Source organism: Gemmatimonas sp., from assembly GCF_031426495.1.
Taxonomy (GTDB): Bacteria; Gemmatimonadota; Gemmatimonadetes; order Gemmatimonadales; family Gemmatimonadaceae; genus Gemmatimonas.
The window spans coordinates 1-26,347 of sequence record NZ_JANPLK010000078.1 but is presented as its reverse complement, the minus strand read 5'-3'; the positions used below and the strand labels follow the sequence as shown (position 1 = coordinate 26,347).

Annotated in this window: 22 protein-coding genes and 1 pseudogene; 17 read left to right on the top strand and 6 right to left on the bottom strand. The window is 65.5% G+C overall.

Annotated elements, in window-relative coordinates:
- Positions 1 to 94 precede the first annotated feature (94 nt).
- From RMP10_RS19505 to RMP10_RS19435, 15 genes are all read left to right on the top strand, one after another.
- On the top strand, positions 95 to 3,178 hold the full coding sequence (locus tag RMP10_RS19505; protein WP_310571765.1) for a GAF domain-containing protein: 3,084 nt from the start codon (positions 95 to 97) through the stop codon (positions 3,176 to 3,178).
- The gene (locus tag RMP10_RS19500; protein WP_310571764.1) at positions 3,175 to 4,287 is read left to right on the top strand and encodes an HD domain-containing phosphohydrolase; all 1,113 of its coding nucleotides are present in this window, start codon (positions 3,175 to 3,177) and stop codon (positions 4,285 to 4,287) included. Before RMP10_RS19505 ends, RMP10_RS19500 begins: the two co-directional genes overlap by 4 nt.
- 155 nt (positions 4,288 to 4,442) lie before the next feature.
- A complete protein-coding gene (locus tag RMP10_RS19495; protein ID WP_310571763.1) occupies positions 4,443 to 5,372 on the top strand; it encodes a hypothetical protein in 930 nt (309 codons plus the stop codon).
- Positions 5,372 to 6,886 (top strand): ATP-binding protein, encoded by a 1,515-nt coding sequence (locus tag RMP10_RS19490; RefSeq protein WP_309669915.1) that lies wholly within the window; start codon positions 5,372 to 5,374, stop codon positions 6,884 to 6,886. Before RMP10_RS19495 ends, RMP10_RS19490 begins: the two co-directional genes overlap by 1 nt.
- Entirely contained in the window at positions 6,883 to 8,199 is a 1,317-nt protein-coding gene (locus tag RMP10_RS19485) for a sigma-54 dependent transcriptional regulator (RefSeq protein ID WP_310571762.1), read from the top strand. The genes RMP10_RS19490 and RMP10_RS19485 overlap by 4 nt, the downstream gene beginning before the upstream one ends.
- A gap of 152 nt (positions 8,200 to 8,351) precedes the next feature.
- The gene (locus RMP10_RS19480) at positions 8,352 to 8,765 is read left to right on the top strand and encodes a response regulator (protein WP_310571761.1); all 414 of its coding nucleotides are present in this window, start codon (positions 8,352 to 8,354) and stop codon (positions 8,763 to 8,765) included.
- A 205-nt stretch (positions 8,766 to 8,970) separates the two neighbouring features.
- Entirely contained in the window at positions 8,971 to 9,516 is a 546-nt protein-coding gene (locus tag RMP10_RS19475; protein ID WP_310571760.1) for a MerR family transcriptional regulator, read from the top strand.
- Positions 9,517 to 9,632: 116 nt separating this feature from the next.
- Positions 9,633 to 11,240: a phosphoglycerate dehydrogenase gene (gene serA, locus RMP10_RS19470; RefSeq protein ID WP_309669879.1), complete on the top strand. Its 1,608-nt coding sequence runs from the start codon at positions 9,633 to 9,635 to the stop codon at positions 11,238 to 11,240.
- A gap of 12 nt (positions 11,241 to 11,252) precedes the next feature.
- Positions 11,253 to 12,644 carry an FAD-binding oxidoreductase gene (locus tag RMP10_RS19465; RefSeq protein WP_310571759.1) on the top strand — a complete coding sequence of 464 codons (1,392 nt, stop codon included), beginning with the start codon at positions 11,253 to 11,255 and terminating at the stop codon, positions 12,642 to 12,644.
- A complete protein-coding gene (locus tag RMP10_RS19460) occupies positions 12,641 to 13,339 on the top strand; it encodes an HAD-IB family phosphatase (RefSeq protein ID WP_310571758.1) in 699 nt (232 codons plus the stop codon). Before RMP10_RS19465 ends, RMP10_RS19460 begins: the two co-directional genes overlap by 4 nt.
- A 6-nt stretch (positions 13,340 to 13,345) precedes the next feature.
- Complete coding sequence (locus RMP10_RS19455) at positions 13,346 to 14,446, top strand: alanine--glyoxylate aminotransferase family protein (RefSeq protein WP_310571757.1); 1,101 nt, start codon at positions 13,346 to 13,348, stop codon at positions 14,444 to 14,446.
- A gap of 195 nt (positions 14,447 to 14,641) precedes the next feature.
- Positions 14,642 to 15,376: an SDR family oxidoreductase gene (locus tag RMP10_RS19450; RefSeq protein ID WP_310571756.1), complete on the top strand. Its 735-nt coding sequence runs from the start codon at positions 14,642 to 14,644 to the stop codon at positions 15,374 to 15,376.
- A 40-nt stretch (positions 15,377 to 15,416) separates the two neighbouring features.
- Complete coding sequence (locus RMP10_RS19445; protein WP_309669873.1) at positions 15,417 to 16,274, top strand: replication initiator protein A; 858 nt, start codon at positions 15,417 to 15,419, stop codon at positions 16,272 to 16,274.
- Positions 16,275 to 16,357: 83 nt separating this feature from the next.
- Positions 16,358 to 17,968, top strand: coding sequence for a S41 family peptidase (locus RMP10_RS19440; protein ID WP_309669872.1), 1,611 nt, complete (start codon positions 16,358 to 16,360; stop codon positions 17,966 to 17,968).
- A 94-nt stretch (positions 17,969 to 18,062) separates the two neighbouring features.
- Positions 18,063 to 19,142, top strand: a complete 1,080-nt coding sequence (locus RMP10_RS19435; RefSeq protein WP_310571755.1) for a hypothetical protein — start codon at positions 18,063 to 18,065, stop codon at positions 19,140 to 19,142.
- 47 nt (positions 19,143 to 19,189) lie between these two features.
- On the opposite strand, the gene RMP10_RS19430 is transcribed toward RMP10_RS19435, so the two are convergent.
- The 4 genes and pseudogenes from RMP10_RS19430 to RMP10_RS19420 form a co-directional block, all read right to left on the bottom strand.
- On the bottom strand, positions 19,190 to 19,681 hold the full coding sequence (locus RMP10_RS19430) for a hypothetical protein (RefSeq protein ID WP_310571754.1): 492 nt from the start codon (positions 19,679 to 19,681) through the stop codon (positions 19,190 to 19,192).
- Positions 19,682 to 20,324: 643 nt separating this feature from the next.
- Positions 20,325 to 20,600 carry an Ada metal-binding domain-containing protein gene (locus tag RMP10_RS19425; protein ID WP_310571753.1) on the bottom strand — a complete coding sequence of 92 codons (276 nt, stop codon included), beginning with the start codon at positions 20,598 to 20,600 and terminating at the stop codon, positions 20,325 to 20,327.
- A 619-nt stretch (positions 20,601 to 21,219) separates the two neighbouring features.
- Positions 21,220 to 21,384: pseudogene (locus RMP10_RS23470) on the bottom strand (helix-turn-helix domain-containing protein); the annotation flags it as partial.
- 12 nt (positions 21,385 to 21,396) lie between these two features.
- Positions 21,397 to 21,537: a hypothetical protein gene (locus tag RMP10_RS19420; RefSeq protein WP_310571752.1), complete on the bottom strand. Its 141-nt coding sequence runs from the start codon at positions 21,535 to 21,537 to the stop codon at positions 21,397 to 21,399.
- 742 nt (positions 21,538 to 22,279) lie between these two features.
- On the opposite strand from RMP10_RS19420, the gene RMP10_RS19415 reads away from it, so the two are divergent.
- Positions 22,280 to 23,062 (top strand): hypothetical protein, encoded by a 783-nt coding sequence (locus tag RMP10_RS19415; RefSeq protein ID WP_310571751.1) that lies wholly within the window; start codon positions 22,280 to 22,282, stop codon positions 23,060 to 23,062.
- A 17-nt stretch (positions 23,063 to 23,079) separates the two neighbouring features.
- On the top strand, positions 23,080 to 24,309 hold the full coding sequence (locus RMP10_RS19410) for a porin (RefSeq protein WP_310571750.1): 1,230 nt from the start codon (positions 23,080 to 23,082) through the stop codon (positions 24,307 to 24,309).
- Between the two features lie 721 nt (positions 24,310 to 25,030).
- On the opposite strand, the gene RMP10_RS19405 is transcribed toward RMP10_RS19410, so the two are convergent.
- Together RMP10_RS19405 and RMP10_RS19400 are read right to left on the bottom strand one after the other, a co-directional pair.
- Positions 25,031 to 25,471: a hypothetical protein gene (locus RMP10_RS19405; RefSeq protein WP_310571749.1), complete on the bottom strand. Its 441-nt coding sequence runs from the start codon at positions 25,469 to 25,471 to the stop codon at positions 25,031 to 25,033.
- A gap of 153 nt (positions 25,472 to 25,624) precedes the next feature.
- Entirely contained in the window at positions 25,625 to 26,077 is a 453-nt protein-coding gene (locus RMP10_RS19400) for a nuclear transport factor 2 family protein (protein WP_310571748.1), read from the bottom strand.
- Positions 26,078 to 26,347 lie beyond the last annotated feature (270 nt).

Here is a 26,347-nt window from a genome sequence, read left to right as displayed (position 1 = left end):
ACGCTGTGGTGTAGACCGACGCGCTGGCGCATACGATGGCGTATGCCCGCTGTGGACTCCCCCACCGTTCTCGCCGCCCGCGCTGCCACGTGACATGGCGCCACAACGTATTCCCGAGCGGCTTACGCAGCTCGTGCACGACCTCGCCAACAGCGCGCTGAGCACCCCTGAGCTGTATGTGCGCCTGGCCGAAACCGCTCGCGAACTCGTCGAAGCGTCCGGTGCCTGCGTACTCGAGATCGCCGGCGAAAGCTTCTGCGTCACGGCCCCCACGGGTGCTACCGAGCTCTCCAGCGGGGCGACCTTTCCGATCGCCGAGGCCCCCTCGGTCTTCCGGGACGTCGTTGAGACGAAGCGTCCCCAGTCCACCAGCGACCGGCAGAGCGATCTCCGAGTCGACCCGCACCCGCGGCATCCGCTCGACGTCCAGCAGCTGGCGCTCGCACCGATCCTCCTCTCGGGTCACGTCGTCGGCCTGCTCGCCTGCATCGACACCCGCCACGGCGCATTCAACGACGCCGACCTCGCGTTGCTCGAGCACGTGGCAGCCCACGGCGCGATGGTCATGCGAAGCAGCGCGCTGGTGCGACAGGCCGAGGCGGCGGCCAGCGATGCCCGCGCTCGCGCCGAGGACGCCGCCCGCGCCGCCCGCGGGAATGCCGTTCTCGTCAAGACGGCCCGCTCGCTCGCCGATGCCACCACGCCCGACGCGCTCTATCGCGGACTGGCCGAAATCCTTGGCGGGGAACTGCGCGCCCACGGCTTCGCGGTCTATGCGGCCGATCCACAGCTCAGGACGGCGCGCTTCGAGCACCAGTGGGGTGTCGCCAGCTTCCCGCGCACCCGTCTCGAATCCGCCTTCTGGCGCACCCGACTGGGCGACGTGGTGCTCAACTCCACCCCGATATTCGTCGAGGACTTGAGAGCCGAGTCCAACCTCGACGACATCGGTCAGGCCCTCGTCGAAGCGGGCGTCTATTCCCTCGCCCTGCTGCCCTTGGTGCTCGAAGAGCGGGCTCAGGGCGTGCTCGCCATCCGCTATCTCGGCACGCGACATTTTGACGACGATGAGCGCGAGCTGCTGTCCAACCTGGCCACGCAGGTCTCGCTCGCGTTCCGCAACACGCTGCAGTTGGGCGAGCTCGAACGACGCGCCGACCGCTTCGCACTGCTGGCGCGCGCCCAGCAGCAGCTTACCCAGCTCACAAGCGAAGAAAGTCTACCAAAAGAGATCGCCGAAGCCGTGCATCTCGTGATACCGTGTGACGTGATCGATGTCCTCGCCTTCGGCGCCGAAGGGCTGCAGCGCGTGCTGCACATGGAGGCTGGCCGGGTCATTTCCACCGACCCGGTCACCCTCACGGATGCTCAACTCGCCACGTCAACAGCACTGACCGGCATCCCGCGCGTTGCGTCACATCTCACAGCGGGCGCCGATGTCGCGCGCAGTACGATGGAACTCTGCGCCGCCGTTCGCTTCGGTCAGCGCAGCGCCGGCGTAATCCGGTTGCTCGGCGCCAAACGCGACGCCTTTGTGCTGCAGGATCTCGACCTGCTGACCATCATGGCGCGTCACGCCGGGACCGCCGTCGAAACCGCACGGCTGTTCGCGCTGCAGGATTTCCAGCGCCAACGCGCCGAAGGCGCTGCGGAGTTGGCGAGAGTCACGCTGCAGGCCGTCTCGCTGGCCGACGGCGCAACGGAATTGCTGCAGGTGCTCGACCGCTTTGTCCCCTCGATCGGCAAGGCGATCGGCGTGGCCCGCGCGCGAGATGGACACATCGAATACATCGCGACCAGTGGCACGCTGGACGTCTTCAAGGGACAACGGCCGGCTGGCTCGCGGGGCGTACAGGACGTGGCACCTGATGGCCGTCCCGCCGAACTGGCCAGCCTTCGCGACGTCGCCCCCGCTAGCGTGGCCGACTCCCTTCCCGACGAATGGGCGCTGGCGGTGCCGCTCGCCTCGCGCGAACGCAGCCTCGGCGTGTTGCTGGTGACGGCCCCGCGTTCCGCGCCGCTTCGACAGCGCGATCGCATCACCCTGGAACGGCTGTCCGCCTCGCTCGCTCTCGCCCTCGACGCCCTGCTGCTCGACGAGGAAGAGCGCCTCGCCCGCGAGCGCGAGCATCTGCTCGCCACCGCGATCACCACGATCGACCACCCGATTTTCATTCTCGATCGCGTGGGTGTGCGCTATGCCAACCCAGCCGCCGCACGCGAATACGAGTGGACGCAGGTGGAGCTCATGGAAATGCAGTTCGAGCAACTCGTTTCCGGACAAGATGCCCGCGAAGGCATGCGCGAGGCCGATGGCTTGCTTGAATCAGGCGTGCGCCTGTCGCACGACGTGCACCGCCGACGCGATGGCAGTGAATTTCCCGCCGCCGTCACGATCAGCCCGCTCACCGGACACGACGGCGAGCTGCTCGGACAGGTGGTCAGCGTACGCAACGTCAGTCAGGACCGACGTCTCGAAGAGCAGCTGCGACATACCGAAAAGATGGTCGCCCTAGGCGAACTCGTGGCTGGCGTCGCGCACGAGATCAACAATCCGCTCACGGGGATTTCCGCCTTCGCGCAGATCCTGCTCGAGGAAGAGCTTGGGGACGACCAACGGGAATCGGTGCAACTGATCAAGCAGGAAAGTGACCGCGCCAAAACTGTGATCAAGGATCTGCTGCTGTTCGCCCGCAAGACCGAGCGTGGGGCGGGTCCGGTGGATATCAACGAGGTGATCGAGCAGACCGTCCGGCTCCGGGCATACCCGCTGCGCAGCGCCGGCGTGAAGGTTGATCTGCAGCTCGATCCCACCGCGCCACGCATCGGAGGCGACTCGCAGAAGCTGCAGCAAGTCCTCCTCAACCTGATCGGCAACGCCGAACATGCGATGGCCGGGCGGGACGAGCGACGGCTGGTCATCCGGACCACGCACGACGGCGACCACGTCACCATTACCGCGGTCGACACGGGTGTCGGCATGACAGCCGATGTGCGCCGACGCATCTTCGAGCCGTTCTACACCACCAAACCGGCCGGCGTCGGCACGGGGCTCGGCCTCAGCGTCAGCTACGGTATCATTCACGCACACGGCGGAACGATCGGCGTCGAGTCCGAGCCCGACGTGGGATCGACCGTCACCATCACTCTCCCCGCCGTGCCTTCCGAGCGACCATGACCAGCCTTCCGGGACACGATCCGATCGTAGCGATCGAAGCCGCCGGTGCCGCGCTGGCACAGGATTCCCTGCGCCGCATTCTGGTCGTCGACGACGAGTCCACGATCCGGCTGGCGCTGAGTCGTTTTCTGCGCACGCGCGGGTTCGAAGTGGAAGTGGCCGACTCCGGAGCGGCGGCGCTCGAGATGCTCGGCCAGCACCGCTTCTCGTTGATGCTCTGCGATCTTCGGATGCCCGGCATCACCGGCCTCGACGTCGTACCGCGCGCCCTCTCGATCGACGAGGATCTCGGCATCATCATGCTGACCGCGGTCAATGATGCCGCCAGCGCCACCGAGGCGCTCTCCAGCGGGGCGTTCGACTACCTCACCAAGCCCGTCGAACTCCCCGACCTACAGGCCGCCGTGGAGCGGGCCATGATGCGCCGGGTGCGCACTGTCGAACGACGCGCAGTCGACCGGCTCATTCGCGAGGAGGTGGCCCTGCGCACCGTGCAGCTCGAGCGCGAGAAGGGGGCACTCCGCCTGATGACCGTGAGCGTGGCCGAGACACTCATCAACGCGATGGAAGCGAAGGACGTCTACTTGCGCGGGCACTCGCAGCGGGTGGCGGAGATCGCCGCCGCCATCGCCACGCACCTCGAGCTCGAAACAGCCACCGTGGACGGCATCCACACCGCCGGGCGGCTGCACGACGTGGGCAAGATCGGGATCCGTGAAGTGGTCCTCAACAAGCCGGGCCCCCTCACGCATGAGGAGTTCGCGCACGTCAAGGATCATGTACGGATCGGTCTCGACATCCTCTCGCCGCTCCACCACCTTGGCGACGCGCTCCTGTTCATCCGCGACCACCACGAGCACTGGGATGGCAGTGGCTACCCGTTTGGGCGCGCCGCCGACGACATCACGATCGGCGGGCGGATTCTCACGGCGGCCGACGCGTTCGACGCCCTCACCTCGCAACGTGCCTATCGGGAGCCGATGACCGCCGACACGACCCTCGATTACCTGCGCACGCAGGCGGGGCGTCTGCTCGAGCCGCGCATCTACGACGCGCTCAATGCCGTCGTTCGCGGCGGAACCGTGGAAGGAATTCCGCGCGTGAAGTAAGCCCAGCGCTTGACTCCCGCGCTTTTTGTATGTACTTGGTCGTGCTATTCAGTAGCACACGAAGTCTGGGTATCACGAGCCGCGTTGCTGCGGCCGGTCTACGAGCCGGTGCGGTCGACGACCGCGTTCGAACTTTTCCGAGGAGAGGAGGCGTCATGCCGCGTGGCGACGAGATTGGGAAGCTCCATCTGATGGATGACGACATGGATGATGTGGGCTACGGCCGCTCGTCGTACGACGAAGACGAGGAGGATGGCTACGGCCTCCCCTCCGAAGGCGGCGATTCCCTCTGGGACAGTGCCGACGACGACGAGGAGGACGACGACGATGACGACGAGGGCGACAGCTTCGAGGACGAGCTGATCGAGGACGAGGACGACGAAGACGACATCTTCAGTCGCCCCGTGCGTCGTGGCCCCGGTCGTCCGCCCAAGAATCCTGGTGCGCCCAAGCCGGCCCCGAAGCCGAAGGCACCCAAGGCGGAGCCCAAGGTCGAAGTGCCGGTCATCATCGACGAGATCGAGGACATCGATGAGATCCTGGAGATCGAGGACGACGAGTCCGAACCGATCGCCAAAGCTCCCGTGCCGGTGAAGGCACCCAAGGCACCCAAGGCACCCAAGGCGCCAGCGGCCGAGGTGCCGGCGGCCAAGCCGGCTCCCAAGGCTCCGGCCACGAAAGTCGAGCAGGCTCCGGCCAAGAAGGCCGCGGTGAAGGCGCCGACCACGAAGGCACCAGCGGCCAAGGCACCAGCGGCCAAGGCACCAGCGGCCAAGGCACCAGCGGCCAAGGCACCAGCGGCCAAGGCACCGGCGGCCAAGGCACCGGCCCAAAAGGCGCCCGCCAAGGCCGCCAAGAAGGCCGTAGCGAAGAAGTCCCCGGCGAAGAAGGCTCCGGCCAAGAAGGCGCCCGCGAAGGCCGCCAACAAGGCACCGGCCAAGAAGGCACCGGCGAAGAAGGCGCCGGCCAAGTCGGTCAAGAAAGCGCCAGTCAAGGCGGCACCGAAGAAGGCGGCCAAGAAGGCGCCGGCAAAGGCCGTCAAGAAAGCCGCAAAGCCCGCCAAGAAGGGCGCGAAGCGCCGGTGATGCCGCCCGACGAGCAGCCGCCGTTCGCGCGGCGGCTGCTCGACGCGCTGCCGCTCACCGTGTGGTCCGTCGATCTCGACGGACGCATCACGGCGGCGAATAGCGCATGGTCGACGTTCGCAAGAGACAACGGAGCGCCCGGCATTGCCACGGAAGCGGCGGTGCTCGGGCGCTCTGTGTTCGACAGCGTCTCCGACGACCCCTCGCGCGAGCAGATCGAGCGCGCCATGGCGCTCCTGCGTGAACGGCGCGTGCCGGTTGTCCGCTGGGAGTTCCCCTGCAGCTCGCCGAACGAGGAACGCGTGTTCCTCATGCAGGTCACCGCCATCGACGACGGCCAACAGGTGTCCGGATTCGTCTTCTCAACGGTGGACATCACGCCGAGTCACCGCTCGCGGGAAGCGCTGATCAATACCGGCATCGCTCTCGCCGAAGCGATCTCGCTCGATCGTGTCTACGAAGAAGTCGCGCACCAGCTGCTCCGCGCCGTCCCCTCCACCGGTTTCGTCATCGCCCTCGCCGACGATGACACCGCCGAGTTCCGTATCACCCACCGGCAAGGCTACGACGCGCATACCAGCAGGCAGCTCGAAGTCCGCCTGCTTCGCACCTGGCTCGACGCGCTCGCCACCGGCAACGTGGCCCGACAGTCCACGAACGTCGGTCTCGAGATCACCGCCCCGCTGATTACCGCCGAAGGTGTCCTCGGCGCGATCACCCTCTATGCCGAGCCGATCGAGTCCGAACAGGCGCTCGAAGAGGCGGAACGCGTGCTGGCCGTGATCGCGGCGCAGACGGCCGTGGCCATCGAGCGCGCCTGGTTGGTGCGACGCGTGGAGTCGAAGCGTCGGCTCGAAGCGATCGGCGAGGTGGCCGCAGGCGTTGCCCATGAACTGCGAAATCCGCTGTTCGGTATCTCCTCCGCCGCCCAGCTGCTCCAGTTCCGCGCGAAGGAAGACCCCGTGGTCGAGAAGAACGTCGGCCGCATCCTGCGCGAAGTCGAACGACTCAACCGCATGGTGACGTCGCTCCTCGAGTTCGGCCGCCCGAACGCGGCGCATCTCGTGCCCGCCGATCCGGAATCGGTGTGGGACGACATTCTCGACGGCGAACGCGCCCGCCTCGAGGCTCGCCAGCTCTCGATTCGCCGGGTGCGGCCGGAGCATCCCGTACGCAGTCTGATCGACCTCGAGCAGCTGGGACAGGTCTGCCGCAATATCCTCGTGAACGCCTGCGACGCGGCTCCAGAAGGATCGGAACTCGTGCTCATCTCGCAGGTATCGCCGGTGGGCGGCTGGCGCTGCCGCCTGGCGAATGGCGGTCCGGCCATCCCACCCGATGTCCTGCCGCATGTGTTCGAGTTCTTCTACTCCACCAAAGCCGGCGGCACCGGCATCGGGCTGGCGCTCTGCCAGCGCATCATGGACGAGCACGGCGGCACGATCAGCATCGATAGCGTCCCCGAAGCCGGTACCACGCTCACCCTTACGCTTCCCCCCACGGCGGCCACGTGACGTTGTCCTTGCTCGTGATCGACGACGACGAAACGGTGCGCTCGACCCTGGTCGAATTCTTCGAGACGTTTGGCTTCACGGCGCGCGGGGCGTCTACCGCCACCGAAGGCCGACGTCTGGCTGCCGAGCACGCGCCCGATGTGGTGCTGCTCGATCTGCGCCTCCCCGATGCCGACGGCGTTCGCGCCCTTGAGGCGCTCCGAGCCGACGACCCCGACTTGGCCGTCATCGTGCTCACCGGATACGCCGACGTGCGCACCGCCGTCGCCGCCATGCAGCACGGCGCGGCGGATCTCCTCGAGAAGCCAGTCGATCTCGAACTGCTTGCTGCCGCCGTCACCCGCGCCGCCGAACGGGGTCGGCTTCGGCAGGAAGTGGCCGTACTTCGCGCGCAGGGGCGCACACAGGCGACGCCACCGGCGATGGCCCCCACGGTCTCCGATCTCATCGATCTCGCCGCCAGGAACCCCGACGCCCCTATCCTCCTGCAGGGCGAAACGGGTACCGGCAAGGGGTACATCGCGCGGCAGATTCATGATCGTTCGGTGCGGAACCTTTCACCGTTCGTCGAGGTCAACTGCGCCTCCCTTTCCGCGACGTTCTTCGAAAGTGAATTGTTCGGCCATGAACGAGGGGCGTTTACCGATGCACGTCAGGCCAAGCGCGGCCTCCTTGAAGTGGCTGGCGAAGGCACCGTTTTTCTCGATGAGATCGCCGAGCTGAGTGCAGAGGTGCAGCCCCGACTCCTCAAGGTGTTGGAGGAACGCACGTTCCGACGACTCGGGGGCACGACGATGCTGCGGTCGTCCGCCAGGGTCGTCGTTGCCACGCACCAGTCGCTGGCCGACGCCGTGGCCGAGAAGCGGTTTCGCGCCGACCTGTACTACCGGTTGCAGGTGTTGACGATCACGCTCCCACCATTGCGCGAGCGGCAGGACGAAATTCTGACGATGGCCATGGCGATGCTCCCCAAAGGCAGTTCGCTCACGAACGAAGCAGAGGATGCGTTAGCCACCTATCGCTGGCCCGGTAACATTCGGGAGCTCAAAAACACGATCTGGCGCGCCGCCATCCTTGCCGAAGGCCGACCCATCGAGCCCTCGCACCTCGGCTTGCCCGTGCCCCCGACGCCGACGAACCCGGTGCGCGTGGTACCGAACGATCCGCGCACGCTGGAGCAAGCCGAGCATCAGGCCATCCGCGAAGCGCTGGCGGCGAGTGGCGGCAATCGGACCCATGCGGCCCGCCTTCTGGGGATTGCCCGTTCCACCCTGCTCGAGAAGCTCAAACGCTATCCGACCGACGGCGCGTGACCGATTTTCGGACGTCGCGTCGGTCATTCGACCGGAATTTCGACAGCGTCTGAGAGCAACCTTGTGATATCACAAATTCCTAACACGTTTCTGAATAACGGGTTGTCATCACCGCACGGACTTCGGCCCGCTTCTCGCCTTCTGTACGGCGCATGAACAACTCGAACGATGCCATCAAGTCCGTCCTCATCGTTGAAGACGAGCAGTCTATTCGCGACATCCTCGTTGAGCTGTTCGACGTGGAAGGCAACGTCGTCAGTTCGGCGGAGCTGCTGCCCGAGGCGCTCGAGCGTCTCCGCACGCAGCGCTTCGACCTCGTCGTTACCGACCTTCGGCTCGGCGGCAAGCGCGATGGTGGATTGCAGGTGATGGCGTTGGCCGGGATGCTTTCGCCCGACGCGATGGTGTTGGTGCTCACGGCGTATCCAGACGATTCCAACCGACAAGCGTCGTTCCGCCTGGGCGCGCTGCACTTCCTGGAGAAGCCGGTCGACCTCGCCACGATCGCGCAGTACGCCACGACCGTTGGCGTCCGATCCGCCTTTGCACCGGCGGTCCGCGAGTAACGCGCATCGGTACAGCAGGTTCGGTCGCGCGACTGCGCCGACACAATCGTCAGGTCGTCCTGGTGGGTGGTGGGTGATACTGGGGAGTGTCACACGGGCGGCCTGGCGAGTCGGCGCAGTCGCATGATCGTTGTCGAGCGACAAATGTCGAGCCACACAAGTGATGTCAGCACACGGCCACGATCCAGCGTATATTGCCCTCCCCATGGCCGAGTCTCCCGTCCCACTTCTCCGCGCTCACGCGCGAAATGCCCCGTGGAATGCCCGCGGGCTCGCGGCCCACGCCGCTGCACTGGTGGATTCTGCCGGCATGAAGCCCACGAACGCGTCAGCGCGGGCTATGCCCAGTGCGCGCGCCGTGCGCTTCTATGTAGCGAACGGGCTGCTCGATCGACCGGAAGGCGCTGGCACCGCCGCGACCTACGGCTATCGGCATCTTCTGCAACTCCTCGCGATCAAGATCCGCCAGCGCGAAGGACAGACGCTCGACGCGATCAAGAAGGAAATGCGGGAAGTCACCGGCGATGCGCTCGAACGGCGCGTGGCCGCGTCACTCGCGCCGGCCCTCACGCTGCAGATGGACTCCAGTGCGCCCAAGCACAATGGCGTCGCGAGCTGGCGACACGTGCCCATTGCCGACGGCGTGGAGTTGCATGTACGAGACGACTCGCCGGCCGCCCGCGACGACCTGCTGGTTGCGCTGCGCGAGATGCTGCGTACCACGCTTGGCCGGAACGACTTCGGGACCTGATCTGCCGCTCGGGTTGTTGATCCCTCCGCTGGTTCCAAGACCGTTGCCTCTTCACCGCGTCGCGTCATGCCTGCACCGGGCAGTGCACGGCGCGGCGTCTCCTTTCGTGTGCACTCATGGCATATCGCGTTCTCGTCACTGACGATGTCGATCCGGAAGGACTCGCCCTGCTCGCGGCCGAGACCGAACTGCTCGTGGATGAAGTCCCCACGCTGCCCAAGGATGAACTGCTGCAGCGCATCGGCGAGTACGACGCCATCGTCGGACGCAGTGCCACCAAGATCTCCGCCGAACTGCTGCGTGCCGCGAAGAAGCTGCGCGTCGTCGGCCGCGCTGGTGTCGGTGTCGACAACATCGCCCTCGATGTCGCTACCGAATTGGGGGTGGCGATCATCAACGCGCCCGCCGGCAACACGGTCGCCGTGGCCGAGCTGTTCTTCGGTACGGTGATCGGCCTGCTGCGGCAGCTGCCCGCCGCCGCACTCTCGATGCAGAACGGCGTGTGGGATCGCTCCAAGCTTATGGGCCGCGAGCTCAAGGGAAAGACGCTCGGCATCGTCGGCCTCGGGCGTATCGGCAGTGAAGTCGCCATGCGTGCGCACGCCTTCGGCATGACGGTCGTGGCCTTCGATCCATACATCGCCGACGAACGCTTCACCGCGCTGCGCGTTCGGCGCGCGGTGTCGCTCGATGCACTGGTCGGCGAGAGCAACATCCTGACAATGCACGTGCCGCTCAACGACGAAACGCGCGGCATGATCGGCAAGCGCGAACTGGGACGACTCCCGGCCCGTTCGATCGTGGTCAACATGGCGCGTGGCGGCATCGTCGACGAAGCGGCGCTGTTGGCCGCACTGCAAGCCGATCAGCTGCGCGGCGCGGTACTCGACGTGTTCACCGCCGAGCCGCTCGTCGCCGATTCCCCGCTGCGCACCGCCCCGAATCTGCTGCTCACGCCGCACTTGGGCGCCAACACGGTCGAAGCGCAGCGCAACGTGTCGCGCGATGTCTGTCTCGCGGTCCGTGATGCGCTGCTGCACAACGATCTCTCGAAGTCGATCAACGTGGCCGGCGGGTCGGGCGAGTGGGGAGACCTGCAGCCCGCCATGCTCGTGGCGCGTCGCGCCGCCGCCGTGGCGCGTGCCGTGCTGGCCGACCAGGGCATGCGCGCGGTGCGGCGACTGGCGCTCCGCATCGGTCCCGACCTCGCGCACGGGGCGGGCCCACTGTTGGCCGCGGCGGCCGCTGGTGTCCTGGAAGGCGTCATCGAAACCGATCGTCTCAATCTCATCAACGCTCGCAGTCTCGCCGAAGCGCGCGGCCTTGAGCTCTCGGTCGGTGAGTCCAGCGAGCTCGGACACCCGCGCGCCATCGAAGTCGCACTCGCCGGCGGCATGCAGCAGCTGGCCGTGGCCGGTGTGGCGCCCGAAGACAGCAAGCCGCGGCTCACGCGCATCGGACAGTTCCATGTCGATGTAAATCCGCGTCAGACGCTGCTCATTCTCACCAATCACGACGTGCCCGGCGTCATCGGTCGCGTCGGCACGTTGCTGGGCGAACGCAAGGTCAACATCGCCGAGTATCATCAGGCCCGGCTGGCCCAGGGCGGCGATGCGCTGGCGGCGATCTCGGTGGACGGCACCGTCAGCGAAGAGACCCGCAAGGCGCTGCTGGAACTCCCCGACGTACTCACGGCGAGCGTCGCGCACTTCGGCGCCGAGTAGGCGAGCGCCCTGATGACTATCACCAGCGACGTGACGACCGTCGATGTCGACATCCGTCGGGCGTTCGCGCGCGATGCGTCGGGACTCGAGATGACGCCCGATGCCGTGGCACGTCCTACCAGCATCGAGGAAGTCACGGAGCTGCTGCGCGAGGCCACCGCCGCGCGCACGGCCGTGACGCCGGCCGGCTGGCAGTCGAGTACGACCGGCGCGTCGATCACCGATCACGGGCTCCTGCTGTCGTTGCGCGGACTGGGTACGATCGGCGAGGTGGACACCGCCGCACGAAGCATTCGCGTGGGGCCCGGCGCGATAGTGGCGGATGTACGCCGGGCCGCAGAAGCGGCCGGCCTGCTTTTTACGCCCGATCCCACCAGCGAAGAAGAATCCACCATCGGTGGCGCCATCGCCTGCAACGCGTCCGGCGCCCGCTCGCTGCGCTATGGTGCCACCCGGCCCCACGTGCGGGCGATCACCGTGCTGCTGGCCAGTGGCGAGCGCCTCGACCTGCGCCGCCCACAACTCGAGAAGAACACCGTCGGCTATCCCATCGCCCACGATCCGGTCGATTGGTTTGTGGGCAGTGAAGGCACGCTCGGCGTCGTCGTCGAAGCGGAACTCTCGCTCCACGCGCTGCCGCCGCAGGTGCTCGGCCTCATGGTGCCGTTCGAGCGCGAAGACGATGCGCTGGCGTTTGTCGTGTCGGCGCGGCGCTCCACCGCGGTGCATCCGCGTTGTCTCGAGTTCTTCGATCAGGGCGCCATGGACATCGCGCGCGCGGCGGAGGGCAGCACCGGCTGGGCCACGAACGCGACCGCGATGGTGTATGTCGAGGAAACTGGCGCCGACGAATCACGGCCCGACGATGACCTACCGCTCGAGGCGTGGCTCGAGCTGGCCGACGCGCACGCCGCGCTGAGTGCCGACATCCGCGTGTACGATTCGGCCACGGCCCTGCGTGACGCGCGACATCTGCGCCACGCCGTACCGGCCACGATGAATGAGCGTGGTGCGGCGCGACGACCGTTCGGCGGCCGCAAGGTCAGCACGGACTGGGCCGTACCGTATCCTCGACTGGCCGAAGCACTGCACCTCGCGCGACGCTTCGCCGCCGACGCCGGTGTGACATCAGGGATCGCGTACGGACACGCCGGCAACGGCCATCCGCATCAGAACTTCATCGCGCAGGATGCGGAGGAGTTGCATCGCATTGAACGCGTGGTCGAAGCGACCTTGCGCGAAGTGATCGCGATGGGCGGGACGGTGGCGGCCGAACATGGTATCGGCAAACTCAAGCGCCGGTGGCTGCCGATGCAGGCCAGCCCCGCGCAGCTCCGCGTGATGCACGCCATCAAGCGTGAGTTCGACCCCTTCGGCCTGCTGGCGCAAGGCAACGTACTGTGACGATCACGACAACGGCCGCGTCGGTCGACCTCCGACGTCCGCGCTTCAAGACGGTGATCTTCGACGTCGACTCGACGGTGTGCGCAATCGAGGGCATCGACTGGCTGGCCGCGCGACGGGACCCGGAGATTGCCCGCGAAAGTGAAGTGCTCACGGCGCAGGCCATGGCCGGTGTGATGCCGATCGAGGCGGTGTACACGCGACGGCTGCAACGCATCCGTCCGACGGCCGGTGAGTTGATCTCGCTGGCTGAGGCGTATCGCGAGTCGTTGCAGCCCGGCGCACAGGAACTCATCACGTTGCTGCAGCGCGCCGGCACGCAGGTGCACTTGCTCAGCGGCGGATTGCGTATCGCCATCGTGCCGATTGCGTTGCAGTTGGGCGTGCCCACCGATCGCGTGCACGCCGTGTCGCTTGCGCGCGATACCGATGGCACCATGAGCCTGCTCGATGGCGATCAGCCGCTCTCCACGCAGCGTGGCAAGCCGCTCATCGTGCAGCGGCTCGCCTTGGCCACGCCCACCGTGATGATCGGCGACGGCTCTACCGATGCCGCCGTACGCGGGGTCGTGACGGAGTTCATCGCGTACACCGGCGTCGCGCGCCGCGAGAATGTGGTGGCCGTCGCCGACGCGGAAGCCGACAGCTTCGCCGCCTTGTACCCCTTGCTCTTTCATCCCGTCTCCTCGAGATAAGGCGCCATGTCCGACTTCGGTACGTTCTTTCTTCCCGGCCCCACCGAGGTACGGCGCGACGTGCTCGAGGCAATGCTGGCGCCGATGCTGCCGCATCGTGGTGCCGTGTTCGAAGCGTTGTTCGCGCGCATTCAGGATGGCCTGCGTCCGATATTCCGGACCACGCGGCCGGTGTATGTGTCGAGTTCATCCGCCACCGGACTGATGGAAGCGGCGATCCGCTGTGCGGCGCCGGGTCCAATTCTCTCCATGGTGAACGGCGCCTTCAGTGAGCGCTTCGCCAACATCGCGCTCGCGTGCGGGCGCGAAACGCGCGTCGTCGGTGGCGACTGGCATCAGGCGGTTCCGCTCGACGTCGTCGAGAGCGCGCTCCGCGAGCGGCGCTTCTCGGCCATCACTGTCGTGCACTCGGAAACGAGCACGGGCACGCTCACGTCCCTGCCGGAACTCGCCGCCCTCGCGCATCAGTACGGCACGGCGGTGCTCGTCGACTCCGTCACGGGACTCGGTGGCGTGAAAGTCGATACCGATGCCTGGGATCTCGACTTCGTGCTCACCGGCTCACAGAAGGCCCTCGCACTGCCGCCCGGTCTGGCCTTCGGCGTAGCGTCGAAACGCTATATCGATCAAGCCAGTCAGGCGACGGCGCGCGGCCTCTACTTCGACATGGTGGAATTCGAAGAGTTCGTGCACAAGAACCAGACGCCCAGCACACCGGCGATCTCGTTGCTGTATGCCACCGCGGTGCAAGGTGAGCACATCGCCCGCGAAACCATCGAAGCGCGCTGGGCGCGCCACACGGAGATGGCATCGATGACGCACGCCTGGGTGCACGCTCTGCGCGAAGAAACCGGCGAAGCGTTCTGCGTGTACGCGCCCGAGCACGCGCGCAGCGGCACCGTCACCGCCGTCGCGTTACCCACCTCACTGAAAGGCGACGACATCGTAAAGGGCGTCGCCAAGCGCGGCTTCGTGATAGGCGGTGGCTACGGCAAACTCAAGAGCAGCACGTTCCGCATTGGCCACATGGGCGACCACACTCCGGATCGCCTGGCGCTCTGCCTTGAGGCGACGGCGGATACCATTCGCGAGTTGCTGGCGAGGTAGTTCCTTACTGCAGCCGCAACAGCAAACGCAACAGCAAACGCAACAGCGGGAACACGGAGAGGACGGATTTTGCAGATTACACCGATAAGATCAACAGCGCGATTTCGCTTATCTGTGTGATTTGTGTTATCCGTTCATTCCGTGTTCCCGCTGTTGCAGTTGGCTGTTTGCACGGTGCCTTCCACGAGATCACCAATGACCGACGCACTCGACTTCAGCGGCAAGCTCATCGTGATCACCGGTGTTGGTCGGGCCGGTCAGGTCGGCGAAGCGGTTGCACTCGCCTTTGCGCATCGCGGCGCGACATTGGCCCTGTTGGATGTACAACCCGCCGAAGTCGAAGCACGCGCCGCGTGGCTCACCGCGCAGGGATTCACCGCCACGGCGCATGTGGCCAACCTCGCCGACGCGAATGCGGCTAAGGCTGCCGCCGATCAAGTCGTTCAACAAACCCAGGCGCAGTTCGGTGGACAGGTGCACGCCGTGATCTGCGCGGCTGGCGGTTTTGGCATCACTGGCCCGATCAGTGATGCTGACCCGGCCGCGTGGAGCAAGCAGTTCATGATCAATCTCGAAACCGCCTTCGGCGCCACGCGCGCGTTTTTGCCGGCGGTGCGTGCGGCCAAGGGTAGCTTCGTGTACTTCGGCTCGGTCGCCGCGCTTCCCGGTGGTTCGCCCAAGGGCATGGCCGCCTATGCCGCAGCCAAGAGTGGCGTGCTCACCCTCATGCGGGCGGTGGCCGCCGAGGAGAAGCCCTACGGGGTGCGAGCCAATGCTGTGGCCCCAACCGCCGTCCGCACCGCGGCGAACCTCGCCGACATGGGCGACAAGACGGATTACGTCGATCGCGAGTCGGTCGCCGACGTCATCGCCTTTCTTGCCAGCGAGCTGGCACGAAACGTGTCCGGGCAGGTCATAACGCTCGCCTAGACTGGCGCCCGTACCGTCGGGCGGACAGCTTACTCCTCCGATGACACTCGCTGCACGCAAGCGCCCGGCTGTGCGCGGGGTGATCCTCGATCGTTCCCTCGAGGAACTCCCGCTCTTTCGCCTCAGCGATTCCGCCGACGATACACCCGTGTCGTTCTCGACCGAGAACGGTGGGCGGTGGCGTGTCATCCCCGCGCCCGGCGATCGCCTGCCCGGCACGTTCGATCAGGATGTGTACGTCGAGCTGCTGCACCGCTATAACGAGGGCGGCTCCCCTGCCGACGGTGCCGTCACCTTCACGCTGCATGCGTTCCTGCGCTCCATGGGCCGGCGCGCCGATGGCCGCACCTACGAGCAGCTACGAGCCGCGCTGTCTCGCCTTGAACGCACCACCCTCGAATCGGTCGGCGCCTACTGGTCGGCGCAGTCGGGCCACGAGGACATCAGCTTCACCGTGCTCAGTACCGTGTCGGTGCAACGCCGACGGGTGGCCGATCGCGAGCAGCTGCATCTGTTCGGCAATCTGGCCGCGGGCGAGCCCGGCGACGCCCGCGTCACCCTGTCGGCCACCGTGCGCGCGAATCTGGCAGCCCGCCACACCATCACCCTTTCGGCGGCCCGGTACCACGCCCTGTCGTCGCCAGTGGCCCGTCGCCTGTACCGGATTCTCGAGGTGGCCCGCTCCGACGGACGCCTTTCCTGGCGCGTGTCCCTGGAGCGACTGGCTGAGCAGCTCCCGCTCACCCAGCGATACCCTTCGCACCTCCAGCGCGTCCTACAACCAGCGCATGAAATGCTGCTGAGTGCCGGATTGGTGAGGGATATCGCCGTTCGGCAGTACGATCGGATCTGGAGCGTGGATTACGTCCTCGGCTCCCGTCCCCGCGAAGAGACCTGACCGTCGCGTACCGGAACAGCGGCTGTCGGCAGGCGTACGTATTCTAGAGAGTTCTTCCCGGTCCCTCCTTTGAGAGCAGCCGCATGACACGCACCCGTAAGGCCGCCCTGGCCAGTCTGATTCTCCTCCCCGTGCTCGCCGGGGGCTTTGCCCTGCAGGCGCGGTCCACGCGTGGCGGAGCTCAGCTCCTCGACCAGGTGCTGACGTTCGTCGCCCTGCGTTACGTGGACACGCTCGACGCGCAGCAGCTGTACGAGAAGGCCGCGCGCGGCTTGGTGAAGGAACTCAACGACCCCTACACCGAACTCTTCACACCTAAGCAGCTCGAAGAGTTCTCGCGGAACACCAATGGTCGCTATGCCGGCATCGGCATGGAGATCTCGAAGGTCGGTGATTACGTGACCGTGAACAAAGTCTTCCCGAACTCTCCCGCCGAGGGCGGTGGTGTGCAGGAAGGCGACAAGATCATGATTATCGACACGACCAATGCGCGTGGCTTCAACACGCAGCAGGTCCAGAACAAGCTGCTCGGCCCGATTGGCTCGCCGGTCAACGTGACCTTTGGACGGATCGGCGCGCTTCAGCCGATCAAGATGAGCTTCAAGCGTGCGCAGATTACCGTGCCGGCCGTGCCGTACACCATGATGATCGAAGACAAAGTCGGCTACGTTCCGCTACAGCGATTCTCGGAGCAGACCACTGAAGACATTGCCAACTCGGTCATCGCGCTGAGCAAGCGCGGTGCGAAGAGCATCATCATCGATCTGCGCGGCAATCCCGGCGGCATTCTCGACGAGGCCTTCGCCATGTCGAACCTGTTCCTGCCAAAAGGCAAGGAACTGCTATCGGTGCGCGGTCGTGGCGAATTCCAGAAGTTCGTGGCCGAACGTGACCCGCTTGCCCCCGAGGTTCCGCTCGTCGTTCTGGTCGACGGTGGATCGGCCTCCGCGTCTGAGATCGTCGCCGGCGCCCTGCAGGACTACGACCGCGCGCTGGTGCTGGGCACCACGTCCTTCGGCAAGGGCCTCGTGCAGTCGGTGTACAACCTCGATGGCGGGTACGCGCTCAAGATCACGACCGGCAAGTGGTATACGCCGTCGGGTCGCTCCATCCAGAAGGAGCGCAAGCTGAACGCCGACGGGCAGTTCCTCGAGGTACTCCCCGACTCCATGGAGACGGACTCCGTGCGGAAGGCGCGTCCGACGTACAAATCGGCCAGCGGCCGAACGCTGTACGGCGGCGGTGCGATCACGCCCGACGTGATCGTGGCCCCTGATACGCTCTCCGGCGCCGAACAGGCCTTCCGTCGCGCCATTGCCCCGAGCTTCCAGAAATACTTCAACCAGATCGCCGTGATCGCCGAAGGCCAGAAGGGCAAAGTGAAGCCCGACTTCACGGTCAACCCGGCGTGGCGCGATGAGCTCTATCAGAAGCTGGTCGCCGATACGGTCAAGATCGACAAAGCCGTCTGGGACGGCGGGGCACCCGACATCGACCGCGCCATTGAAGATCGCGTGGCCAAGATCGCCTTTGGCGATACGTTGGTCCGTCGCCGGAGCCTGAAGGACGACAATCAGCTGCGCGCCGCAATTGACCTGCTCAAGAAAGCCGTCGTGCAGAAGGACGTCTTCACGGCCGCCGGCGCCGCACCGGCCGTGACCAAGGCCGGTGTGGCCCGCCGAAGCGGAAACTGATCAGGAACTCACGGCGCTGCTCGCCGGTGCACTCCTAACGGTACGTATCTCTACTGCATTGCCGCATGGGCTGAACCTCTCTACGGTTCAGCCCATGCGTATTTTTACCCCCCTCCCGATCCTCGTTGCGGTCGCCAGTCTCGCGGCGGCCTGCACCTCGTCGACCCGCTCCAGCGCGACCGCCACCGCGGCGCCGATGGGTGACGTCATCGCCCCCGACAGCGGCGAATCCCACATCTCGAACATCCGACAGCTCACGAACGGCGGCGAGAATGCCGAGGCGTATTTCAGCGCCGACGGCCAGTGGATCACCTTCCAGTCCACGCGTGACGGTCGCACCTGCGATCAGCAGTACGTGATGCGCCGCGACGGCTCCGGCCTCACCAAGGTGTCGGTCGGTGGCAAGACCACCTGCGGCTGGTTCCTGCCGGGCAGCCAGCGCCTGTTCTTCGCCTCCACGCATGCTGCCGACAGCGCCTGCCCCGTGAAGCCGGATCCGTCGCAGGGCTACGTGTGGGGCATCGATCGGTTCGACATCTACACCGTGGGCCGCGATGGCAAGAACCTCAAGCGCCTCACGAACTACGGCGTGTATACCGCCGAGGGTGTGCTCTCACCCGACGGGAAGTCCATCGTGTTCACGTCGCTCAAGGACGGTGACCTCGACATCTACACGATGAATGTCGACGGCACCAACGTGAAGCGGCTGACCACGACGCCGGGATATGACGGTGGTCCGTGGTGGTCGCCCGACGGTAAGAAGATCGTATACCGCGCGTGGCATTACACCGACGCGGCCGAGCTCAAGGCCTACCAGGACCTGCTCGGCAAGCGCATGATCCGTCCGAATCGCATGGAGCTCTTCGTGATGAACGCCGACGGCTCCGACCAGAAGCAGATCACCAAGCTCGGCGGGGCCAACTTCGGTCCGTCGTGGACACCGGACGGCAAGCGCATCATCTTCTCGTCGAATCATCGCAATCCGCGCAGCCGCAACTTCGATCTGTTTCTCGTGAACGTTGATGGTACAGGTCTCGAGCGTCTCACCACGCACGAAGATTTCGACGGATTCCCGATGTTCAGCCCCGACGGCAAGTCGTTGATCTGGGCATCGAATCGACACGATGCGAAGCCGGGCGAAACGAACCTGTTCCTCGCGGACTGGAAGAACTGAGGGTGAGCAGGCGACTGGCGCGCTGCTCTGGGCCGCACTCAGACACGCTACGGTCGCCGCATTGCCTTCTGCATGTCTTCCGACTGCATGCGCGGTAACTGCGCAACCTGAGCCGGAGTGAGCACGCTGGCGACTACCCGACGGTCCGACGCGATTCCGAGCACGACCTCCACCTGAGAGGTCGTCTGCTGACACATGGCGTCGCGAAGGGCCGCCGCATCTACAGGCCCGCTCCAACTGACCGCCGCCGCAAGTGCGGGATTCGCGGCATAGGTCCGTATCCGTTCCATGGCGCGCATCTGTCGCGCGCGGGCCGAGTCTCGCTGCGCTACGACCAGCGTTTCGAGTGTCGCGACTTGAGGTGCCGTGAGACCGAGCTCCGTGCGATGTGTCAGCACAAACTCGGCGGGCCGGCTCTGTTGCATCGCGGTGGCCTGCATGGCGGCTTGCTGCTCGGGATCGAGCGTAACCTGGGCGGCGACCGGGAATGGCACCGCGATACAGAGAAGCACCGTAAACAACACAGAGAGAATTCGCATGATCGTTGTTGGCAATGAGAGGGACAATGATGTGACGACGAATTCCGAGTGCGCAGAACACGGACAAGCGAGAGACGCCGACCGAAGCGCCGCGGCAGAATCCCCCGATGAAACTTAGTCGCATCCCGGCTCTAGCGCGTGTCGAGCCGAGTGGCGGTGTGATCGTGCCGGTGAGCCGTCGGCACTATCGCAGCGAACGAGCGATGCTCGACGCGGGATGCTACGAATGCACTTCGAAGTTGGCGACCGATCCCGATCAACCGTGGATCGGTGACCACATGCCACCGTGGAATCTGGATCAGCGCGTGCGGAGCCACTTCGGCCTTTCCCGTCACGACGACACCTGGCTCGTATCGTCGTGCAAGCGTGCAGTAGTGAACGATGAACGAGGCCGTCACGTACAAGCGGCAGGCATCGCGCACGGTTGTCACATAGACGCACTGCATCGAGTGCCTCAGCTTCGCTACATCGCCGATCACAATCGGCCAGCGCAGGTCAACGTCTCGCGTTCACCCATGAGTCGCAAGGAGAAGGAGCGAGCGCGATCGAACAATGTGACGATTGACTTCGGTGGGCTCTGACCGGAGTGGACGATGCGAAGATCGAAGGTCACGGACGCGCAGAACATGGCCATCGTGCCACGCTACAGGCGCCCCGAGCGCATGGCTTCCTCAACCCAGGTGCCGTACTCCGCCTGCATGCATGTGCCACACGGTCGGTAGCCGGCCGCGATCGCGGTCGCCTCATCTGCAAAGAAGACCCGATGCTTCGCATATCCCGTGGGTAGCGAGCCGACCGCGCTCCGGCAGTCGAGGCGCCCATAGATCTTCCGCCGGCGGTTTCCGCCAAGTGTGCCGGGTACCGCACTCAGCATTTCCTGTCCGTCTGCGCCGATCAGCGTGAATTGTTTTTCGGTCATGGCCTAAAGATGAAACGGTGTTCGCTCGGTGTCTATCGCTTCACCGACGCCGCGCTAGCGACGGAAGATGCGAGCGGAGCGAGCTTTCGTAACTCGTTTGGCATCTTGCACCACTTTCGTGGACACTTGTGGATTATGCTGCGCAACGCTCGACGGCGATACGCGACGTGTAGTTGAGGCTGAGAATTCAATCGCGTGCGTTGCAGTAGCGGATCACGCGGAACTGCGTGCAGTGCGCGTCGATGAAACAGAAGCGAATGGTTTTTTAGGAGCTCGTGCTCCTCTTGCAGCTCAGCATACCGCTGCTCGAGCGCCTGCAGCTGCGCGATCTCACGCGCTGGGCCAGGTGGCGGCGCCTTCACCGCCCGCCCGCGAATGACTCCGTCGCAGACGTCCTTTCGCCACTTCGACAGCATGACGAGATGAATCTCTCACGCGGCGGCGACCGTCTTGACCTGCATGCGGGGCTAATGAGTGAGACGAACAGTCGCCGGCTAAAACTCGTCGGTGTACGTGTACAGCTTGCGTGGTCCCGATCGTGGCACGCGTGACTCCCATCCTCGTTAGGTGGAAGTGTATACGAAACTGGTGCAAGAGCCCTCGCCAGCAGCAAGCATCGTTATGCGGCGCCGCGCCGACGCGGACAAGGACGATGCAACCTTTCGACGACAACCGCCGGATTGTGGGCGCCCACCTGCAAAAGCGCGAGCGCGGGACCGTCGGGCATCCGACGCCCCTGCTCCCAATTTCTGAGCGTCGCCACGCTGACGCCGATCATGAGCGCGAATTCCGATTGCTACTGGCCGAGATCGGCGCGCACCGCTTTCACATCGGTCGACTTGAACGAGCGTGCACGTGACGGCTTGCACTCGCCACGGCGGATTTCACCGAGCTGGCGAACGCTCGTCAACAACGCTTCGAAGGCTTCTGCTTTCACGTGAACTCCTCGCGTACCACGCGAGCCAACGCGCGGATCTGTGTCGGCGACAAATCGCCTTGCTCATTCTTCGCGTACATCTACGCCAGCTAGCACAGGTCGTCATCGATGGCGCGATAATAGATCGTACGAACGCCGCCGCGCTTCCCGCGCCCCTCAGCGCCCCAGCGCAACTTCCGCAAGCCGGCACCGCCTGGTATGAGCGCCCCCTACTCTGGGCGCAGACTCAACGCGGCCTGCATCGCGCGATACTGCTCATCATCAAGGTGCCGTCGGAGACTGGTGGTGAAGACTGGCGACTCAATGAAGCGCATGCGGAACTACGAGCCATTGGCGTAGTCGGCGCCAGCCACCGCGGTGAGTGTCAAAATAGTTGTCGTATGAATTTCCATCCGTTGACGACCTCCGCGGTCGCGGAACGGGCATCACTCAGATACACCGTCGTCGTGGTCGGCATCGCCCCCCACGGTGCCCGCCGTCCTCACCGCACGCAAGGCGCACGAGCGAGACGGAGAGCACCCCGCCGCCCGGCACGCGGCGCTGGCGAGGTCAGCGCTCGCGCGGCAATGCTCGACGAATAGTCGACCGACCCCGATTGAAATTCCTATCCCGAACGTCGAGGTGTTCCACGAGATCTCCGGATGGCCAGACACGAACGGCACGTTGCCGGAGGTGTGCGAATGGCAACTGGGAAGCTATCCTGTCACAGGCCCCTGGCTTGCCTTCAACTCTCGAGTTCATCATGCGTTGCGCTGTCGCATTGGGTTGTGCTGTGCTGCTTACCGCTGATTGTTCGGAAAATCGGCAGGCCGACAGTCGGCAGGCCGGGCAGCCGCCGAGTGCCACAGCCACCGCGACGCCATCGGTCGCGCCGGGCGGTACGATCACAGGCACCGTGCGCGAGCAGATCCCCGTCGACCCGTATGCCTACGTGCGCCTCGAGACCGACCAGGGCGAGATCTGGGCGGCCGTGCTTCAGGCACCGCTCACCGTCGGATCGCCGGTCACGGTGTACAACCCGCTGCTGATGGAGCAGTTCGCATCCCAAACCCGCAACCGGACGTTCGCGCAGATCTACTTCGGCTCGTTGACACTGGTACCAGGGCGGGAGCCGGTCTCTGGCACCGCAACCGACGCGCCCGCCCCCTCGGCAGGGCCCCCGCCCGCCGAAGACGCCAAGGTTAGCCGGATCGCGCGGGCGAGCAACCGCGACGCGCGCACGATCGGTGAGCTGTGGACACGGAAGCGTCATCTTGCCGGCAACTCGGTGTCGATCCGCGGGGTCGTGGTGAAGTACAACCCCGGTGTGATGGTGAAGAACTGGATTCACCTGCAAGACGGCAGCGGCGACGCCGCGCGCGGGACGCAGGATCTCGCGGTCACCACGCTCGATGAAGCAGCCGTCGGCGACACGGTGACCATCACCGGCACCGTACGCACGAACCGGGACCTCGGCGCGGGCTACATCGACGAGCTGATCGTCGAAGAGGCGAAGCCGTCGCGCACGCCGGCGACGCCGCGGTGAACGGCAACGTGCGGCACGTGAGTCGATGGCTGGCCGTCGCCGGGACATGCGCGTGCAGCACGGTGCTGACCGCGCAGTCCGCCGCACCGCCGCCGCCGACTCTGCCTGTCGGCGATGAGCGCAGCACGTTGCGCCTGGCCAGCAACAGCGACGTGACGCTCACGCTGGGTGGGTATCTGCAAGTTGACGGGCGGTTGCTATCGGGAGCGGTTGCCTCATCCTCCGACGGCCTGATCCTCCGCCGTGCCCGGCTGATTTTTGACGCGCGAATGGCCAACGGCGTGCACATGCGCCTCCAGCCGGACTTCGGGCAGGGACGTGTCGTCGTTCAGGATGCGTTCATCGGCTATGACCGGTCGAACGCATCGCTGCGCATCGGTCGCTTTCGACCGGCCTTCGGCGTGGAGCGCTCACAGTCGTCGGCCACGCTGTTGCACGGCGAGCGCTCACTCGCCAATTCGTTGATGCCGAGCCGCAGCTTTGGGGCACAGGCCAGTGTGCAACGGGGGGCGCTCACGATGACGCTGGGCGGCTTCCACACCGCCATCAACACCGGCGCGCCAACGATCGACACCGACGGCGATCTCGACGCCGTGGACGGTGCCGGATACGACGGACTCCTGCGTCTGGCCTGGGATTCGCGCCATGGGCATCAGTACCGGCAGGCCCAGATCGCCCTGCTCGCCGGCCATGAGGAAGGCGAAGTGGACGCGACGGGACTCGCCCGTCTGCTCACCGTGGGCCAACAGCCGCTCCTCTCGTTCCGCGCTGATGGAACCGCGGACGGAACCGCCGTCGCCGATGGGATGCGACGACGTGCGCTGATCGGAGCGTTAATCGGGGATCGTCGCGTGGTCACGTCGGTTGAAGGTGCCGTGCTCACGCAAGAGGCGAGACTCGGCGACCCCCGTAGCGCACCGCGCCCGATGACGGCGGCGGCACTGGCGTGGCGGGCGGCCTACGTGCTCGGGGGGACGCGCCGCCCGACACAAGAGATCGTTCCCACGGGTCCGCGGGGGGCGACGGATATTGGCGTTCGGGCAGGAAGTCTGAGTGCGTGGGGTGACGCCCTCTCCACGCGCATCACGCGTCGTTCCGTGACACACGCCTTCAGTGGCGGCGTCGCCGTTGGGTGGGTGCCGACGGCGCTCACCCGCCTGTCTCTCGCGTACGACATCACGCTGACTCGGCCGGATCGAGCGGTTCGCGAGCACTTCCTGCTCCTGCGCGTTCAACAGAGCTTTTGATCGGCGTCAAGGCCCGACGATCATCGGTCGGGCGTCCAACGCCGTAACACGTCCAGATCACGATCGATCCGCAACCGTCCGATGACGAGCGATCGACCTGGAGCGGAACCGTTTCCGGCAATGCATACCCCTCGATCCCGCGAATTCACTCCGGCGGAATCGCACCGCGCTGATCAGTAGTCGACGCCCGCCTGCCGCGCAGAGACGGCATGCCATTCCATAGGCGCGGCCCGTCGCGGGTGAGCCCTGTTCCCTCGTTCCTGCGCACTCCCGGATAGGGCCGAGCATCTGTCACACGGTCTCACCTACCCGGAGCGCACACATGTCGCGATTCATCCTGCTGGTCACCCTCGACCACTACCGCGAATCCTGGTAACACGGTCGAGTACTCCGCGAGCGTCACCAACGCCACGACGACCGCCGTGACGTGGACGGCGTCGGGCGGAAGCATCGCCGGCGGCGGCAGCACGGCGACCTGGACGGCACCGGTCGCGGGCGGCAGCTACACCGTTTCGGCGACCAGTACGGCGGATCCGTCACGTCAACCGCCCACCAGCGTCGGCGCCGGCGACACGCTGGCGCTGTCGGCGAGCCTCACGAATACCGCCAATCAGGGCGTCGAGCATCATCGGCACCGGCACTACCGTGTAGTCGGCCGCACCGTCGCTGTCGGCAGCAGCGAAACGTTATGCAGGGCTGAGCGATGCTCAGGATGGCAGTCCTACGACTCCGTCACGCGAGACATGTCTGGAATAGGCGCCAACCTGCCCGCCTCGAACGTTTCAGGATACCGTCGTCGGAGATTCGCAAAACCGAGCCCGAGGCCAAGCGGCGGCAACACGAGGATCAGCACCGGAACGCCGAGGACGACGGCGACACAGCCGCCGGCGACTGCGGTGACGAGCGGCTCAGTGACGGTGCGCCAGAGCGATGCTCGACGCAGCTCAGACCACGTGACGAGCGGACTCACGACCGCTGCCAACGCGCCAAAGACCGCGGCGTTCCACACATAGTTTGCGATCGTCGCCGGCGGCGCACCGGTGGCCAGCTTGCCGAGCCGCGTGAGGACCACGCCGAATACAGCACCGGCAACCGCACCCGTGACAACCAGGCCGAGCTGGAGAAGACGCCGCGTGCTCACTGGATGCTTGAAGATTCTCATGCGCTATTCCGGTAGTGATCTGCATAACGCCGGCTTCTGCAGCGGGCGATCCAACAAAATGCGAGCGCAGCGAGCTTCCGAATACGCCCGTCTGCAGCAAGCATCGTTATGCGCGGCATCGCACGGCCGTCAGTACCACGACGGCAATCGAAACTAGTGGCTAGTGGGCGACTCACCCTTGAGTTGTCGCTGATACTCGTCATTGTCAAAGTGACCATCAGACTTGAGGATCAGCCCATCGGCACTGAACGTCCACCGCTCGTATCCGGTGAGGTTCACCGCCTTCCCGGTACCACCCGGTCCCGTATTGGTCCCGGTCCACGTCCAGTGGAACACGGTCGCTCCCGACTCCTCGCGAAGTGAGTCCATCCGAACGACCATATCCGGGAAGGCGGCCATGTAGGAGCGAGCCGTCTCGACGATGGCGGCCCGCCCAGCGGACGCCGATCCGTTCACGATGAGCGACCCCGCCTCATCATAGAACGTACCGAAAGCGACCGGATCCTTTCCGCTCCAAGCGGCCGCGTAGCGAGTGGCAAAGCTCGTGCGATTCTCAGACACCACCGGCTTCTCCTCCTTACTGCAGGCAATGAGCGTCGCAACCATGACGGCGGCTACACAACCAGGGAACCACGTGCTACGCGTGGCGCTCGCTCTGTTCATAGGTCTGCTCTTCCCGCTGAATGTGTGACTGCACATGCCGGAATCCTACATAACGAAGCTGTAGGAAAAGTCCCGAAGCATGCCAATGTGGAAACGGAACTTGCTAGCACGCAACGGGTTGGTCCTGCATCGAATGTGGTGTCGGTTCGCCTCGCTGTCGAGATCCTGCCATGGCCCGCTACAAAGTGGTCGATACGAATCCGCAGTTTCTGA